Source organism: Variovorax ginsengisoli (genome assembly GCF_030486595.1).
Taxonomy (GTDB): Bacteria; Pseudomonadota; Gammaproteobacteria; order Burkholderiales; family Burkholderiaceae_C; genus Variovorax; species Variovorax ginsengisoli_B.
In genome coordinates, this window is sequence record NZ_JAUJZH010000036.1 from 1 (window position 1) to 14993 (window position 14993).

The window sequence follows — 14993 nt, forward strand, 5'->3', positions numbered from 1 at the left end:
CACCGGGTGAGCGCATTGCACCTCGCCCCGTTAACTTTTGCATCCACCCCGCGGGTCGTCCCATAAACACCTCCATGATTGAAAGTGTTGCGACGACCGGTTGAATCCGCCTTGCGACCCGCGGTCCGAGTGGCAGACCAGGCTTCCATCGCGCTCCGGCTGCCGGGCATACAGGGCCTGCTCCAGCGCGTCGAGCACGAAGTCGGTTCGCATTGAACTGCTCACCCGCCAGCCCACGATGCGCCTGGCAAACACGTCAACGACGAAGGCCACGTAGAGCCAGCCCTGCCAAGTCGAGACGTAGGTGAAGTCGCTGACCCACAGCTGGTTCGGCCGCTCGGCACGGAACTGCCGATTGACCAGGTCCAGAGCGCATGGCGCCCTGGCATCACCGACAGTGGTGCGCACAACCTTGCCGCGCATCACGCCTCGCAGTCCCAGCCGCCGCATCAATCGCTCGACCGTGCAGCGGGCCACGGTCACGCCTTCACGAGTCAGTTGCCGCCACACCTTGTCGGCGCCGTAGACCTGCATGTTGGCCTGCCAGAAACGCTGAATCTCCGGGGCCAGCACATCATCGCGCTGAGCCCGGGCGCAGCGTTTGTGAGGCTCACGCAGCAGCGCAGCATGTCGTCGATACGCCGACGGGGCGACCTGCAAAACCTTGCAGACCGGCTCGACCCCGAAGGTATCGCGATGCTTGTCGATGAAATCCTTCAGGACTTGAGCCGGCGGTCGAGCTCCGCCTGGGCGAAAAACGCGCTGGCCAGCTTCAATATCTCGTTGGCCCGGCGCAGCTCCTTGACCTCGCGCTCCAGCTCCTTCATCCGCTGGGCCTCGCTGGTCGTAACGCCTTCGCGCACGCCCGTGTCGACCTCGACGCGCTTGACCCATTCGTGCAGCGTCTGCGGCACGCAGCCAATCTTCGGCGCGATGGACTCGATTGCCGCCCACAGCGACGGGTACTCCCCACGGTGCTCCTGCACCATCCTCATCGCCCGCTCACGGACCTCGGGTGAGAACTTGTTCGACTTCTTCATGGCTCAGTCCTCTCAGAGTGTTGAGCCTCCTCAAAATCCGGGGCGATTCACATGGGCCACTCTCTGGCGTCGTCAGACCACGCAGAGCTCCAGTCGCTTGCCCAGCGCGCGGAGCGCCGCGGCCACAGTATCAATCTTGGTCGGATGATGCAGGTCCATCAGCCGCGTGACCTCTTGAGGGCGAGCGGCCATTCGCCGTGCAAGATCCGCAGGTCGCGTGCCCTGCGCGATCATCTCGTTCAGCAATAGAACCTTCGCCGAGACGCTGGCGGGAAGGTCAACTGCAACCTGTCCACGCTTCAATGGAGAGGGGTACGGCACAGGCCGCCTATCTTCAAAATAGAAGTCCATCGCGGTAGTCAATGCATCCGCTGCGAGATCAAGGGCTTTCGACCGGCTCTTCGCACCCGTCAAAGCCTCCGGGATGTCCGGAAAGGACACCACGTATCCGTCACCGTCCCGCGCAATTTTTGCGGGATAACTAAACATTCATTTCCCCTTTTGCTTCACACCTAGCTGGCGGAGGATGAGCATGCGGAGCCCGAGGCCCAACTCTTCCGTCGCATGTCGTGGGAGCGTAGTTTGTTTGCCGTTCAAGTAGGCCTTTGTGTGCTTCTTGCCTTCAACGAAGGTTGCGCCCAGAGAGGCGAGAAACCGCCTGAATTCCGATGTCTTCATAGACCTTCCACTTCAAAAGAATTGCTTCAACCATGTACCCACCTCTCATAAAAACAGTGCGAAATTGCACTTGAGTCGCTTCAACCCTCGAAGCGGAACGTGTCCTGTTGGATGACCAAGCCACACACGTCCGAAACGGATTATAAACAAAAATGGTTACGCGTGTCTTGGGCGGCGTGTTGCGCGCGCAACACGGAACGACTGGATCGCGTTGGCACGGGGCCGGACAACCGCTTCTCGGCTTGAACAAAGGCCGTCTGCAGCCCTTGGTGCGCGGTTGGCGCTGCGCCAGTGCGATGGCGCAGGCTCTTCATCTGCACGTCCAGGGCGGCGTGAACCAGGCCGCCGTGGAGCGGGCGCATGACCTCGGACAGTGCCAGCACCGCCGCTAGCGCCCCGACGAACGGCGTGGCTACGGCGCGAGAGGCCAGCAGCGTCATCCCGCAGATGTCCTGGCGCTCGTCGGCCAACTTCTTGTAGGTGTCATTCAACTCAACGGAGGCTTGCGCGGCAGATTCCGCCGTCCAGATTTCCGACGGTCGACGCGGGCCCGGGAACGTGTGCAGCCGGATGCTCCGGAAATCGCGATACCCGCTGCCAAGCCCGGTCTCGACGACCAGCGAGAACTCGGCGGTATCGAGGTCGCGGCGCGCGACCACGTTGTCGACGCCGAAGAGGGCCGTGGTCGGCTCTTCGACCATGACACGATGCCCGAGGCCAAAACGGCGCTCGACCAGCGCGGTGGTGAAGCCCGCGGCCTCGAGCCGGCTCGCCAACGCCCTGACCTTGGGCTTGAGCAGGTCCGCCGCCCACAGCAGCAAGCAGGTGCTGAGGTTGGACTTGGCGGCCTTGTCAAAATCTTGGAGTACCAGGTGCGGGCGACCATTGGCCGGATAGGGCAGCAGTCCCAGCGTCCATGCGTAGGCCTGGCCCAGATGGCCCAGGCCGACGAGCCACAGGGACTTCGGCAAGTAGGCGAGCTCGGGGCCCTTGTGTGCATCGTTGCGCCAGTCGGCGAGCGCGAGCGGGTTCCAGAGCGACATGCCGACGCTTCGGTGGCCGGCCTCAGCCAGGTCGCCACGGACGTGCATGAACGCCTCGTTGACCCCCAGCGCCGCGGCGCCGATGCCCGCGAGAGGGTTGTCGTCCACGCATGCCAGTCCACCGCCCGCAACAGCGGGTGCAATCTCAAAGCGCCAGTGGTCCCAGCTGAGCTGAACACAGAACGCGGGGGGCGTGCCTTCGGGGGCGGCGCCAAGAACGAGGGTCGGCAAGCCCGAGGCCGCGCTGTTGGAAACTTCTGCGCCAAGCTCTTCAGCGACGACCTGGGCGCTGCGCCCTTGGTACAGCGGGACGTTGAGCTCATAGCTCAGGTCGCCGTAGACCTCGACGCCGCCCAGGAAGGCGCGTACGGCCGTGTTCAGCACGGTCAAGAAGCACGCCTGGCCGGCGAGCGTGGTGGCCCAGCCTTGACCGAGATGGATGCGCAGCCGGTAGCGAGAGAAAAGCGCCACCGCCTCCTCGGGCGAGGTGGCCTCGCCGGAGTCCAGAGCCATCTTGGCCAGGCGGTGCATGGAGTCGGCGTTGAATTCGGTCATTGATAAACTCCAGCATTGGTGAGTCGCAGGAGATGGTCGACATCGGAACCCGAGTACGACGCCCACTGGTGGTTGCCTTCGTAGACGTACAACCCAAGGTCGCGGGGGCGCGGGTTGCCCTTGGCGAACCGGGGCACGATGAGCGCGATGTGCTCCTTCAAGGCGACCATTGGGTTCGCCCGGTCCGACCGGCTCTGGCCCGGGCCGAAGGGATGCGTATGCACGTCCGCTACGACGGTCATGCCTTCAGCGCGACAGACCTCCCACAGCTTCGCGAAACTCGCGGCCTTCAGGGAAACGTAGTCGTTGCGGAGCGCGTCGGGTTGCAGCTGCTCGTACGGCACGAACCGCAGCACCACACGGCCAGCGTCGGTTTTGTGCCCAAGGAGGAAGGCGCCGCTTTCGCGAACGCCACCGCCTTGCACACGCAGGTGCGCCATCAGCTCCGCCCAGAGCGCGGCAGGCACCTCAAGCAGGGGCGCAGACATAGTCGCGGCTTTGAAGAAGGTCATGGACCACCTCCAGGTAGTGGCTGATGCCCTTGGTGGGCTTCCAGATGAGCTGCGGGTACTGGGCGAACCAGCACTCATGGCCGGCGATGCTTTCGCGGTCGCAGGGGATGTAAAGCGCGTCCCCTGCCTTCCAGCCGGGCTTGAAGGCCAGCTGCAGGCGCTCGCCGCCTTGGGGCCACTTGTCGAACGACAGCTTGCTGTTCGTCGACAGGTCCCAAAACGTGCCCGTGGGGGGGGACATCGGGAAGCCGCTGCAGTCCAGGCGCAGCGTGTACTCGCGACGATCGCGGGCGATGACGTTGACGTAGAGGTAGGGCCACTCCAGCTTCTTGAACTGCCAGCGGTTGCGGTCCTCGCCCGAGAGAAAGCGCGCCGACGCGAGGTCGGCACGCAGAGATTGCTCATCCGGTGCCATGCCTCGCCCCTTAGCCGTTGATGCGGTGCGCGGGCACCAGGTCGAAGGTCACCGAGCACTGCGGGCACTTAGTCAGAGTGCCGATGTGGATGTCGACATCGGGCTGCTCGGTGGTGCCGGCGATCTGCAGCACGTGTTCGGCGATGTCGCCTGGCGCCATGCCGAGCTTCTTCCCGGCCCAGAGGCGCACGCGGCCCACGGTGGTCGCCGGGCGGAACTTGTGGTGCACGACCTCAGCGCCGAAGCGCACCTGCACTTCCACATGCTTGCAGCGGTGGAGGTGGACGCGCACGCCGTGCTCCTTCTTGAGGTGCTTGACGTGGGTCGCGTGGCCGTCGCCGTGGGCGTCGTCGTCATCGTCCTCGACCGAGAGCTTCAGGTCGGACGCATCCGCGCCGGCCTGCAGCAACGCCAGGACGACGCGCTTCAGCTCTTCGACTGTGGCCTCGTCGTCGACTTCGACGAACTTGGTGTCAGAGAAGAACTCCGACTGGATGTAGACGCGAGTTGGCATTTCTGCTTTCTTTCAGCTTGGCGAGCCGCACGGGATGCGCTGCTCATGCTGGGTAAGTCGCAGATAGCCCGAGAAATCGGAAGTGCGTGCACCAGATCGATCTAGGCTGGGCAATGCAGGAAGTGCCTGCACTTCGGGCACTCCCAAGGATTGGGCTTGGCCTCAAAGTTGCCGGCCATCAGAGCCTGCGCAATTGGGACGAGGAAGAAGTCGGCCGGCAGTCGGCCGTATGGGAAGACGGGCTCCTCGGTGCCTGTGCTTAGCACGAAGATGCTGCCCTGGAACGAGAACTTGGGCGAAGACTCGGCCAGGTACTTCAACACCCACCTAAGAGTCTTGTGTTGACGCGACAGCTTGCCAGATGGCTTGACGCGCACGAATTCAATCTTGATCACAGACCCGGACTTCGTGATGCGGTGGGGCGATACGTGAAGAGGGATGCCTGCGCATTCGATGTCAAACGGCTTGGCCCTTGCTGCGCGCTGCATGCCAAGCCATGCACGACCGGAAGCTAGGAGCTGGTCTGCGTAGTCCCTGAGATGTGGCACGGAATCGTTGAAGGCTGGCCCAAGCGAGGCCAGCACCTTTTCGACTTCTGCAGATGGCGGCCCCGGCTCTCCGCCGTAGGGGGCGAAAAGCTCGCGCATGACGGCCCCTTCAATCAAGGCCGCCGGATGCAGTCCTGCTGCAGGGCTCAGTTCCTTGATACAGTCGTAGAAATAGCGCCGTGGGCACACCCGATACGACAAGAAGCCTGCTAGGTCGTATGTCGCAGGCACGGGCGCAGAGCTTCTGCCAGATGGCAGCGCCGGCAATTTGGAAACGGCGGCCTTTCCTTGAACTCGTTCGAGTAGATGTGCAGCGCCGGTGATAGCCGCAACGCACTCAGCGTTGTACATCGCGTTGGTCTCGTAGAGGACCAAATGTTCTCGTGCTCGGGATAGTGCCACGTACAGCTTGTTCGACGCTTCGCTCTGCCCCTCGAAGTCTTCGATGGGAGCGATGGACTGCAACAAGGCCTGCGGGACTAGGTCGGAGTCCGTGCCCATGCGGAAATGCCTGGCGTCGATGTCTACAAGATGGACCGCCTCAAACTCCAGCCCCTTGCTCCCATGAATTGTCATTACGGCTACCGCATCGAGACTGTCCGCCTCCGGAGGCGGGATGCGGAGCTCACGGTCATCGCCGACGCGCAGCCGGCGGCGCAAGCGAGTGATGAAGCTGCCGACGGTCTGGTACGCCCGCCCACCGTCTGGCACCCGTAGGAAGTAAATGAACTGCCAGAGTGCGATGCGGCGGGCGATCTCGAGAATGCTGCTGCCGGCCAGGTGGGTACGAAGAACGTCTGTCCGGTCCAGGAGAAGCTGACATGCTACTTCCCACGGGGAGTCTGCTGACTCGAGGCCATCGAAAGTGGCGGCCCAGCGCTGCAGTGCAGCCACGCCCTTGCTGGATAGACCAGGAGGCGGCGCGACAACCCAGGATAGCGGCATCGGTCGTTTCGCTTTACACCAGGCAAGCAGCTTCTCGACATCCGTGGGCGGCAACTGGAGGCCTGGGAGTTGTGAGACTCGAAGCATGCCGCTTCCTGACCGGTCGATGAACAGCTGCAGCAATGCCAACAGGTCTTTGACCTCGGGCCGCTGGAAGATGTCGCCGAGGTGCAGAGCAGGCACCCCTGCCGCGTTCAGTGAATCTGCCGCGGCGCTGCAGGTGTCGTGGGTGCTTGCAAGAATGACCTGGTCACGGTAAGCCACACCCAGCCCATAGATGCGACGAACATTGGCCGCGAGTTCTCCATGGACCACGTCGTCATTCGCGCACTGAACATGACGAGGCTTGATGCCGCTGTGTCCGCGCGCTGACCCCACGTCATCGAGTGGGAGCACCATCTGTAGAGGATTGCCCTCGCGGCCCGTGTGCTCGAAGACGCGAATGACCTCTTCGAAACTGCGCCGGTTCTCGTTCAGCGGGAACGTCGCGTGGGTTGGAAAGTCGTCGCCGAAGCGGACGATGTTGCGCATGGACGCGCCGCGGAATCGGTAAATGGCTTGCCGTGCATCTCCCACGACCCAGAGGCTCCTGGCGTGAGCGGCCAATGCCTTCACAAGTTGGGCACTTGCCCGGTTCACATCTTGGTATTCGTCGACGAGGATGTGCTTGAAGCGGCCGACACTCGCGGCGTACTTGGCGAACTCTTTGGTCAGCGCAAGGGCCGGGAGCATGACGAGGTCGCCCATGTCGACGAGGCTGCCATTCGCATGCATCTTAGATTCATAGCACCTGTATAGCTTGACGACATCGTGCTGCTTGGCCAGCACCTCAGCGGGGGTGTCCGGTGCCGATTGCTCAACTGCGTCGGCAAACTCGTTGGCATCGGCGAGTTCGTCCTTTGCTCGCTGGATGGTCGAGACGACGTCCTTCAGCCAATCGAGGGGGTCGCCAAGCGGATTGAACGCCCTCAGGCCAAGGGCGTAGATGTGGGGCTCGAGAACCGCAATCTGCGCCATCTTGTCGGCGACACCGAAGCGCGGCCGCAGGCCGAACTGCTCGTGGTTCTTGCGAAGGAACTCCAGGCCGAAGGCGTGAAACGTGCCAACCCAGATGTCATGGGCGTTCGAGACACCAAGTTCTTGCAGCCTGTCAACCAGCTCTCGCGCTGCCCGATTTGAAAACGTCAGCAGCAGCAAACTCTCGGGCTTGGCCCCCTCGGCGAGTAGATGCTGAACCCTCATGAGGAGCGTGGCCGTCTTGCCGGTGCCAGGTCCGGCTACCACCAGGGAGGTCTTGGCAGACGACGTGGCTGCCGCCATCTGGTCCTGGGTTGGCGTGATGGGCTGGGGCGGCTCATCACTGTTCGCTGGCGGCTCGGGAAGAAGCAAACCATCGAGCAACTGTTGCCGAACCAACTCCAGGGGGACGTCTAGGTCTTGCGCGAGTTGTGTCGCAGTCTTTCCGGCGAGGAAGAGCCCACGGGCCACCGCGCGTGGAAGGAGAAGCTCTCTGGCGAAGATGTTTGCCTGGAGTTCGGATCGCTCGCGAGCGCCATAGGCTTCAATTTTCTGGGCGCCGAAAGTGTCACCGTCTTCAGGCTTCAAGGTCGAATCAACGACCTTGTGGCAACCCTCGTGGCCTTCGTGATGAAGCTTCCAGTGGCCGAACTCGTGTGCGATGAGGAACGCGCGTTCGCCGCTCGGCACGTCGTTGCGTACGACGATTTGTCGGAACTTGCGGAGCAGAACAGCATCAGCGCTCCCGAGGGCTTCGTCATCAGGTGCCGCGTCAGAGATGTCGAAGTCCTCGGCGTCTTCGGCCGCTACGGCGTCGATAACCTGGTTCGATGGAACGCCCGATGACGCCCCGTCGCCGAACAGCTGGCGCCTCAACTGCGTCGCAGCCTCCCGGGCTCTGTGAAACGGGGTCACGAGTCACCCTCTCTGGTCTGTAGAGCCAGCAGGCGCTGTTTCTCTTCGTCGCTGACCGACAATGAACGTACTGCAGCTTCCCAAGTTTCCTGAGTAGAGGCGTTTGGGATTCCTTTGGCTCTAAAGCTCTTGGCACCCGCCAAAGAAGGTCCCAGGCACTGTTGGAGTCCGGCAAGCGCAACATTGAGATGCGCTGCCAAGTCGCTAAGGACCTTGGTGGGAACGTTGACGACGCTCTTGGTAAGAACCTTCGTCAGAAGCAGTGCTGAAGCACCAAGACCAGCTGCTGCGGCAGCTTGCCTCAGACTTTTCCCTGCAAGCGATTCGACGGCCTTGCGTGCAGCTTCAACTTTCGAACTGGAGGCAGACCCCTGGTCCAGTTCGTGAAGCCGATTGAGCACGAAGCTCTGCAAGCGCGATACGGACTCTTCAGAGACTTCCTGCACGTCGGCAGCTGCGACATCGGGTGAGGCCTCGTATGACGACCAGAGTGCTGCGAACTCGAGGAAGTCCTCGCGATATTCCGGGTGGGCTTCACAGGCGCGAAGAACCATAGCGGGTGATGGCTTGTCAGCGGAGAAGAAGAACTCGTCCAGAACTTCTTCGAGTGACAGCTTACGAGTGGGCGATGTCATTGCTTGAACTCCTTCCGCATCTCTTCGACCTTGTCGAGGGCACTGTTCTTGTATGTGTTGACGGTTCGAGGCGTGACTCCGAGCGCGGTAGCGATGTCCTTGACCAGCATCTCTTCGACGTAGAGCATCGTGTATACAAAGAGTTCTTGCTTGGTCAGGAGGGCCTGCAGGCGGGCCACAACTTGCGCGTGCTCTTCTTTTGTAGCCAGGGCGTCGGCTGGCGTTGCGGGTTGCCGAAGCGCGGACACCTTGCGAATGGTCTTGTCGGGATCGTCATCCTCGTCGGAGCGGTCCATGGCATCCAGGCTGTCCTGGAGATTCCGCTTTTTGGCCAGCAAACGCCGCTGGAAGTCGAGTGCGCGACGCTTGAACAACTGCCCAAAAAGCTTTTCGGCATGAGCTGCGTCACCCGGCCGTGTGACCAGGCACTCCCAGACGTACTGGGACAACTCTTCCGCGGCTTGGTCCAGGTTGCCGATGCTTCCGGGGTAGATGCCGCTGCGCACTGCGAAGCCCTTAGCGAGGCTGAGTAAGCGCCGTGACAGCACCCTTGAAAGCACTCCTAGCCGGCTTTCGTTTCCAACATCGCGGGCACGGCGGAACATGAGAAAGACCTGCTCATCGGGAATGAACCGCGGGTCGTGTTCCCAGTCCGTGCGCGCCAGCCTGGCCAGCAGAGAGCGATCATCGAGGGCCTCTACGGCCGAGTCAGGTTCTCGTGTATACATCGTTCTTTTCCATTGGTCATGCGAACACCCCACATTTCTGTTTCGAGGGATGCCCCCCGCATGACTAAGTCGCAAGAGAAGCCGGAAATCGGAAATCGTCTGGCTTCGTGCTGAGGATCTGCTGTTGAAGAGCCCATGACGGCCAGCGCGCTCTTCCGGTCGCTGCTGTATCGGATCGCCGTCTGTTGCAGGCACACAGGGTGTTGCCTTTCAATTCGCAGGTCCGCTGGAGTGACCACTTCCCCTTTGAATTGGTCACTTATTGTTGCAATCTGTCCCCCCGAAGGCCGCAGAGAGAGCCGAAAGGCTCATCGACCGTCTGCCCATGACCGACCGGAATAAGTCTGGAACGGTCGTTCGCCATATCTTGGTAACGCCCATATGAAAATGGATGAATTACTTGACCCTAATGGGCAGCGAAACTTGCGGCTGGATCGGCACCAACGTCTTGGCATAGGCTCGCAGGATGTCGTTGTAGAGATCGGCGTGCTTCGGCGCCTCGACCGAAAGGATCAGCGCGTAGCGGATCTTCTCGGCGCCGGTAGCCCGACCGCCACCGTCACGGGCGTTGTAGTGGATGTCGAACACGGGGTTCTTGAGGCTGGAACCACGAAAGCTTTTAGCCCCGTGCAGCACGGTTTCCCACTTGCCCTGATCCGAGCGGCGTTCCTGTTCGGTGGCGAATTTCTTCAAGTCAAAAAAGCCCTTGGTGTCCGCGTTGCTCTTGCCGTCCTTGATCTTCTCGTCGTTGGGACGGAAGACAACTTCGAGGCCGGCCTTGGTGTAGGCTGCAGCATCCTGCGGATCGGTGGGTGATGCATAGCAGAACGTGGCCTTCAGGCGGACGTTGCCCGTCAACGCTTCCTTTGGCAGCGGCAGGCTGGCGCGCAGGTATTTGCTGGGTTTGAGCTCCCCTTGGTAGACCACCCGAGCCACGCCATCCGGGCACGTGATGATGTCGAGGGTGTCCTCAGGGATCTTGCCCCAGCCCACTTCGATCGGGTCATGCTCGCCAGGATCTGCCGCATGGACCAGCAAGGCCTTGATGGCGAGAGGCGTTAGGTTGCCGCCCAGGATGGCACGGATGCCGACCGCGCTACGCAGCAGGTACGGCGCCGCGAAACTGGTGCCCAGTTGTGGCGTCAGCACCGGTTTCGCGTTCGGCGCCAGGACGTGAAAGTATTTGGCCGCCGGGTTACCGCCGAAGGCCATCAGGTCAGGCTTGACGACGCCGGGGCTGCGGCCCGGCCCGATCGCACTGTAGGGTGCGCGGGCCCAGCCCGCACCGGTATCGTCGGCCGCGCCGACAGAGAGTGCATTCACGCAGTCCGACGGAACTTGCACTCGGCTGTAGCCGAGTTCGCGGTCGCGTTCCCCGTTGTTGCCCACGGCCACGGTCATCAGCGTGTCGCCATCGCTGAGCAGTTCGTCGATGACGGATGTCCAGGCATGAACTTCCTGATCCTCCACTTCAAGGTCCGGCCCCAGGCTCAGGTTGATGAACTCGTAGGAGCGGGACAGCAGAACCTGTTCGATGAGACCGAGCGTGCGATACAACTCCAACGGTTCCTCACCGGCCGATTCCTGGTCAAGCACGCGCAAATGGTCCACCGGAGCAAAAGGCCTACCGGCCGTTCCGTTGGGCTGGATCGGGCCGAACAGCACGGCCGATGTCACGCCCAGACCGTGCTCCGGGCCATGCGGGTCATCCTCAGCATCTTCGTCAAGCTTGCGATACGAGCGCAGCCAGGGACCGATTGGGTGGTGCTTGGGCAGGCCACCGTCCAGGATGGCGACACGAGGCTCGGACGACAGGGCTTGCTCGGTAGGGAGGCTGCAGCCCACAGAGGGCCCACCGCTGCGTTGTAACGGGCGGATGCCGCGCAGCTTGGGCACCGGCCGGATCACCCGGACGAAGGCGAAACTGGCCAGCTTCTCGACTTCGCGCGGCTTGCCCTCGACCGGCACGAACCACAGGTTGCCTGCGACGAAATCGACTTCACTGTGAACCTTCACGCCCTCTCGCTGGGCGAACTTCACGAAAGCCTTCTGGATCAAGCCAGGATCTTCATCCGGCAACAGATGCAGGCCCACCTCGAAGAAGCGATCCTTCGGGCTGCCCAGGCTCACGATGCGGTCGGCCGGCGCGAAGGCAGCGAACTGTTCAATGTGGGCCAGGTCATCGCCCTCGTCGGATTCCGCATCAATGATTTCCGTCCATTGCGAAAGGCTGCGGAAAGCCTGGCGCTTGCCGGCTACGAATAACTCGGTCGTCGTGGTCTCCTGCGGCGGCCCTTTGCGAGTCCAGGCCTGCGGCCTGACCTTCACGGTCCGGCTGCCGATGGACTCCAGCCCCGTGCTGCGCAACAGGCCGGTCGGGAAGTAGGAGCGAGCAATGAAGCTGGGATTCATCATCAACCTGGCCACCGCGAAGTCGCCCGGACAGGCGTCAGTCGGCAGTTCGTCCAGCGCCTTCGCAGCACTGCGGAATTGGGGAGCCAATCGTTCCTGCGCCTGCGCGAAGGTGTAGACCTCAGCCTTGCCAGGTATGCGCCTCGGACCCACGATGTCGTGGGTCAGCAACTCGCCGCGACCGATCAGGAAATTGGTTTGGCTCATGCGTCAGCCTTTCTCCGGAGCGCGGTCTTTCGTGCCGCAGGCGTATCGTTGGTGTACTTGCGAATCGTGTCCCGGCTCACGCCTGTGATGTCGGAGACGGCGTGTTGGGACAGGCGGGTTTGCTTGGCCAGCATCACTGCCAGGTCAATGCGGCCTTGCCTGTCGAGCGCCAGAGCGCGTGCCTTCATGAAGTCCTCGACCAGGTCGGCATCGGTGGTCGTGCCCAGGGCCACGGCGCGCCGGAAGCGCTGCACATCGCGCTCGATGTCGCTGAACGAGTGCCCGGCGAATGCAAACACCAGGATGTCGATCCAACGGGCAAAAAGGGCGTAGTCCGGCCCCAGGAAGCGCTTGATGGCTTCCTTGACGGCCTGCTCATCGGGCGTCTTGAATTGGACCTCCAAGTCGAAGCGGCGCCAAAGCGCCGGGTCGATCAGCTCCGGGTGATTGGTGGCCGCAAGCAATACGCTGCTAGTGGGCCATTCGTCGACTTCCTGCAAGATCACGGTGACCAAGCGCTTGAGTTCGCCCACGTCGCTGTCGTCGCTGCGCCGCTTGGCGATGGCGTCGATTTCGTCCAGCAGCAGCACGCAGGGATCGCGCTTGGCGAAGTCGATGGCCGCCCGTAGGTTGGCGCCGCTCTTGCCCAGCAGGCTGCTCATCACAGCGGTCAGATCTAGCACGTACAGCGGCACCTTCAATTGCGCGGCGAGCCAGCGGGCCGTGAGTGTCTTGCCAACCCCCGGCGGCCCCACAAAGATAGCCGAGCGGGTCGGCGTCAGCCCCAGCGCCCGCAGCCGATCACTCTGCCGGCGCTCGGCGATGAGTTGCCCCAAGACTGCCTCGATATCGCTGGACAGCAGCGGCGCGTCCTTCGTCGGCTCGTCTTTGAACACCTTCAGAAGCGAAAGGCGGGATTCGTCGTCGACCGGCAGGGCTTGGGTTGGCGACGGCGTAGGCGGCAGCTTGCGCATGGGAGAGACGCTGCGAGCCGGTTTCGACTTCAGGAACAACTCGAGCTGCTCGGCCAGGTCGGGCGCCTTGCCTCGGTACTTGCGGACCAGCCGCGCCGCGAACAGGCGCACGTCTTCAGTCTGCTCGGCCAGGGCCAAGCGAACCATCTGGGCTAAATCTGATTGCTCTTCCTGCATTTCGCCCAACATTCCTGTAAGATATTGATTTGTATATATATTTCCAACAATCATGTTGGACTAATTGTATTGTCTCACAGTTCAACAGGAAGTGGGAGCGCAAGCCGTCGGAGGACAGTCGTGGATTCCTGGGCATCGCCCGCCGAGGCGGGCCGCACTGTCGGGCTTCGCATCAAGCCGCCTATGGCGTCTCGCCCATCCCGGCTTCCGGCGTTCCCTCGCTGCGCTCGGCTGACGCCTCCGGACTGGGCTGCGCCCGGTTTGCACGCTGCGCTTGCCGTGAAGGCAGGTCTGGTGTGGGGCTGACTTGCCGGTTCCCTTCATTCTTGCACTCGGTTCTCGCGGATCAAGGTCGGCACGTGCTACGCACGCTGGCGGCCTTGCGGTCGTCTTCGAACCCGGGACGGGATTCTGGCCGAATAGCGCACTGCAGCCGGCCAGAGCGCGGGCGGCGTCGCCTTCGGCAATCCGGTAATTACCCCCGCTGGCAGATATGCTCGCGGCCATGCACGACTGGATCAGCTCGATAGACCCCAAACAGCTCGATTTCTGGCGAACCGTGGCGACGGTCGTCGCTTCGGCAATGGCGGTCGTCGTCACCGGAGTGATTCAGTACCGACAGTGGCGCCTTGGCAAAGATAAGCTCGCTTTCGATCTGTTTGATCGCCGCATGGAAGCTTGGGAGGCGGTGCGTGCACTCTCCGATGCGGGTGATGAAGCGGATCTCATGATGCGAGGAGCTTGGCTGACCAAGCGGCGGCAAGACCTTCGCAAAGCAGCCGAAGCGCCCTATCTGTTCGGCAGCCGCATTGCGGGCCCGATCACGGAACTACTGAACGTCAACGAGGCGGCGATCGTATTGGCTCCGACCAACGCAGTCTCAGACTATAAGGATTTTCATTCTGCGCTTCGTGACTTGGATGACTGGAGACATCAACACTTCAGGGCCCTAGAGGTCGAGGTGGCCCGGAGTCTCCAGTTGGTGCGCTAAAGGGATATCTGCGCCGTCAGTAAGCGCCAGCCCGCGGGCTTGAGCAGCGCCCCGAAATATTCATCGCCGAGATCGTGCTTTCCTTTGCTGGGGAGCCGGAGCAACTTGACCAAGCCCAGCACCTCGGCGTTCTCAGCGAGGGTGACTTCGGGCGCCGGCACTTCGTAAAGCTTGCTGGACGAAGCCTGGACGCGACGAAGAAGGCGGACGATGTCGACGAGGGGCCATGAGCAGCTTCTTTGAGTTGAGAAGCCTATCGTCTCGGGGCGAACCCGGCGCCGACGCGCGTCGGCCCAATTTCGCAAACTGCCATCAGCGAATGGAGATCAGGCCGGTCAACTTCCAAAAGGCATGCACGCGTCTGAGCAGCGCAAACTTGCCTTGGTCCGACCTGGCCAGGACGACGGCCGCCTCGTCAAGCTGATGGGCCGTCGGCAGCTCGCCGGCCGCGATCCTTCGTTCGAGGTCTTCACACCACTCCCGGTCGTGTTCGAGCAACTCGTAGTTAGTGGGCATTGGGGTGATCGCCTCAAAAAACCTAACCCTGACAACGACTTGGCAATCGCGGTTCTGCGCAAGGTTGGCCTTTTCATGCCGATTTGACGCGCTTTGGCTTTCCAGGGCGATCGGTTGCCAGCCTGGTTCGTGTGAAGCCGGTTTCAAACCTGGCGAGCATCTCGAAACTCT

At 62.1% G+C, this 14993-nt stretch carries 12 protein-coding genes, 1 pseudogene and 1 other annotated feature; of the genes and pseudogenes, 1 reads left to right on the forward strand and 12 read right to left on the reverse strand.

The window, feature by feature from the left end:
* Nucleotides 1–111 precede the first annotated feature (111 nt).
* The 11 genes and pseudogenes from QZH52_RS33235 to QZH52_RS33290 all read right to left on the reverse strand — a co-directional run.
* Nucleotides 112–1040: pseudogene (locus tag QZH52_RS33235) on the reverse strand (IS3 family transposase); the annotation flags it as partial.
* Nucleotides 646–762, reverse strand: a sequence feature (AL1L pseudoknot). It overlaps the preceding pseudogene by 117 nt.
* Before the next feature lie 72 nt (nucleotides 1041–1112).
* A complete protein-coding gene (locus QZH52_RS33240; protein WP_301815417.1) occupies nucleotides 1113–1529 on the reverse strand; it encodes a type II toxin-antitoxin system HicB family antitoxin in 417 nt (138 codons plus the stop codon).
* A 329-nt stretch (nucleotides 1530–1858) separates the two neighbouring features.
* Entirely contained in the window at nucleotides 1859–3316 is a 1458-nt protein-coding gene (locus tag QZH52_RS33250; RefSeq protein ID WP_301815419.1) for a ubiquitin-activating E1 family protein, read from the reverse strand.
* On the reverse strand, nucleotides 3313–3828 hold the full coding sequence (locus tag QZH52_RS33255; protein ID WP_301815420.1) for a M67 family metallopeptidase: 516 nt from the start codon (nucleotides 3826–3828) through the stop codon (nucleotides 3313–3315). The genes QZH52_RS33250 and QZH52_RS33255 overlap by 4 nt, the downstream gene beginning before the upstream one ends.
* Complete coding sequence (locus tag QZH52_RS33260) at nucleotides 3785–4243, reverse strand: DUF7665 family protein (protein ID WP_301815421.1); 459 nt, start codon at nucleotides 4241–4243, stop codon at nucleotides 3785–3787. The genes QZH52_RS33255 and QZH52_RS33260 overlap by 44 nt, the downstream gene beginning before the upstream one ends.
* A 10-nt stretch (nucleotides 4244–4253) precedes the next feature.
* Entirely contained in the window at nucleotides 4254–4757 is a 504-nt protein-coding gene (locus QZH52_RS33265) for a hypothetical protein (protein WP_301815422.1), read from the reverse strand.
* A gap of 101 nt (nucleotides 4758–4858) precedes the next feature.
* Nucleotides 4859–8182 (reverse strand): UvrD-helicase domain-containing protein, encoded by a 3324-nt coding sequence (locus QZH52_RS33270; protein ID WP_301815424.1) that lies wholly within the window; start codon nucleotides 8180–8182, stop codon nucleotides 4859–4861.
* Entirely contained in the window at nucleotides 8179–8817 is a 639-nt protein-coding gene (locus QZH52_RS33275; RefSeq protein ID WP_301815425.1) for a hypothetical protein, read from the reverse strand. The genes QZH52_RS33270 and QZH52_RS33275 overlap by 4 nt, the downstream gene beginning before the upstream one ends.
* Entirely contained in the window at nucleotides 8814–9545 is a 732-nt protein-coding gene (locus QZH52_RS33280) for an RNA polymerase sigma factor (RefSeq protein ID WP_301815426.1), read from the reverse strand. Before QZH52_RS33280 ends, QZH52_RS33275 begins: the two co-directional genes overlap by 4 nt.
* A 396-nt stretch (nucleotides 9546–9941) precedes the next feature.
* The gene (locus tag QZH52_RS33285; protein WP_301815427.1) at nucleotides 9942–12164 is read right to left on the reverse strand and encodes a S8 family peptidase; all 2223 of its coding nucleotides are present in this window, start codon (nucleotides 12162–12164) and stop codon (nucleotides 9942–9944) included.
* Nucleotides 12161–13315: an AAA family ATPase gene (locus tag QZH52_RS33290; RefSeq protein WP_301815428.1), complete on the reverse strand. Its 1155-nt coding sequence runs from the start codon at nucleotides 13313–13315 to the stop codon at nucleotides 12161–12163. The genes QZH52_RS33285 and QZH52_RS33290 overlap by 4 nt, the downstream gene beginning before the upstream one ends.
* Before the next feature lie 505 nt (nucleotides 13316–13820).
* On the opposite strand from QZH52_RS33290, the gene QZH52_RS33295 reads away from it, so the two are divergent.
* Entirely contained in the window at nucleotides 13821–14306 is a 486-nt protein-coding gene (locus QZH52_RS33295; protein WP_301815429.1) for a hypothetical protein, read from the forward strand.
* A 312-nt stretch (nucleotides 14307–14618) separates the two neighbouring features.
* Here QZH52_RS33295 and QZH52_RS33300 read toward each other — a convergent pair whose 3' ends face one another.
* Nucleotides 14619–14969 carry a hypothetical protein gene (locus QZH52_RS33300; protein ID WP_301815430.1) on the reverse strand — a complete coding sequence of 117 codons (351 nt, stop codon included), beginning with the start codon at nucleotides 14967–14969 and terminating at the stop codon, nucleotides 14619–14621.
* Nucleotides 14970–14993 lie beyond the last annotated feature (24 nt).